Consider the following 1,727-nt stretch of genomic DNA (forward strand, 5'->3'; position numbering starts at 1 on the left):
GTGTCCATAATTGAATTTGTGGGCACAACTGCTGTGCCAAAATTCGATCATGGATGGGGGCGATTCCTACGTCCAGACGGTGCTGGCTTTACGCTTACCGGAAAACTCGCCTCACGGCCGCAACAGCAGGTCCGACTTCGTCGGCACTGACAATCCCCGCCATCTCCGCGCGATTGATGCCTTGAGTAAGGGGCCATGCAAACGTGAGGACCTGGACCGTATTGCAGGGGCGTCGAATTCTCCCGAACTCGTTGCCGACCTTCGCCGTCGTGGCCTGCGCGTGCCCTGCAAAATGGTTGCGGGAGTTGACCGCGATGGGGTGTCAGTCAAGTATGGTGTCTATTCATTCGACGACGACGACTTCCAAAAGCTCCGAGCGTGGGTCATTGCAACCGCAGGCAAGGAGTAAGCCGATGAAGCGAGCTCTCATTCTCGTCCTGCAGATGCTCCTTGCACATCCGCTTGATTTTGCGGTGCTCGCAACCGCGCTCTATTCCGGTGTGAGCGAAATTCAGTGGGCGTGACGTTCCTCCGCATCCGAAAACTGCGGGGCAAGGACATCCTCCATGTCGCGGCACGACACAACCTACGCGAGTTCACCATGAAGGGAGCGGGTGAGCAAGGCTCCATCGACACCGCTCGAACCTCGCTGAACTACATCGTGCGTGGCCCAGGTTCCGCTCTGGGGGTCTGCGCCCTTGCTCAAGAGCTCATGTCCACAGCGGGCGTTAAGACGCTGCGAAAGGATGCAGTGATGGCTTTGGAGGTGGTCATGAGCCTGCCTCCAAACCATGACGCTGACCTCCACGCTTACTTTGAGGATTCAGTGCAATGGGTAGAACAGTCATTCGGCGTGCCCGTCCTAAGCGCGGCGGTACATCTCGACCAAGCCGCGCCACATTGCCACGTTCTATTGTTGCCTCTTGTCGGCAGTCGCATGGTCGGAAGCGATTTGATGGGAGGGCGTGCAACGCTGGCTGCCCGCCAGGAAGACTACTTCAAATCCATAGGGAAGCGTTACGGGTTCGTCCGCCCTTCTGCTCGAAAGCGCCCCAGCAAGACGGTAAGGGAAGACGCCCTACGAATCGCGCACGCCTTGCTGCAGTCTCGAACCAACCTCGGCGGTGAGGTAATTGGCGTCCTACTCGCTCCGCATGCGTCGGACCCGCTCCCGCTAGTCGAAGCTCTGGGCATTGACCTGAGCATCCGAAAACGAATGGCTGGGGATTTCGTGAGGACCATGACAGCGAACAGCGCACATCGCAAGGCAAAACAGCTCGGCGCTCGGCATGGAAAAGCCCCGCTATGACATCCCTATAGGGTTTATGAAATGGTGTGCTGTGGATTCCAGTCGAACCCTATCCTGTGTAGGGTTCGCGACTTCTGCAAAAGACTTTGAAAGGAACTGCGCTAGAAGCCTATAGGGTTTGCGGACAGGAGTTACGACGTTGAGCATGCGGCCGGCTCACGGACTACCAGAAATCTGGTGAGGCAAACAGGTATCTCGTTGGACGACCGGTTCAATACGCGCTATCGTTCGGCAAGGTTGAGAATATCGGCCCGACCATGCTGCAACAGAGCGAGCAAGCAGCCGATGTTTGGTACGCAGCCGTGGCCAAATTAACGACGGGGCACCTCGAAAAACCTCGCCATTGATGGCATGATCTTGGCTTCTTCGATCTGAGCCGAATTCGATGATCAAAACCAGTCTGTTTGCCGACCAGGAG

General features: G+C 57.0%; 2 protein-coding genes. Both read left to right on the top strand.

Annotated features, from left to right (window positions below):
* Window positions 1-49: 49 nt before the first annotated feature.
* A complete protein-coding gene (locus tag ASD07_RS20435; RefSeq protein WP_229207227.1) occupies window positions 50-409 on the top strand; it encodes a hypothetical protein in 360 nt (119 codons plus the stop codon).
* A 111-nt stretch (window positions 410-520) separates the two neighbouring features.
* Window positions 521-1,309 carry a plasmid recombination protein gene (locus ASD07_RS20440; RefSeq protein WP_055934513.1) on the top strand — a complete coding sequence of 263 codons (789 nt, stop codon included), beginning with the start codon at window positions 521-523 and terminating at the stop codon, window positions 1,307-1,309.
* Window positions 1,310-1,727: the final 418 nt, after the last annotated feature.

Source organism: Duganella sp. Root336D2 (genome assembly GCF_001425005.1).
Taxonomy (GTDB): Bacteria; Pseudomonadota; Gammaproteobacteria; order Burkholderiales; family Burkholderiaceae_D; genus Rugamonas.

Coding starts and splice junctions, on each gene's coding strand:
- ASD07_RS20435 (WP_229207227.1), top strand. CDS start 50: ATGGATGGGGGCGATTCCTACGTCCAGACGGTGCTGGCTTTACGCTTA.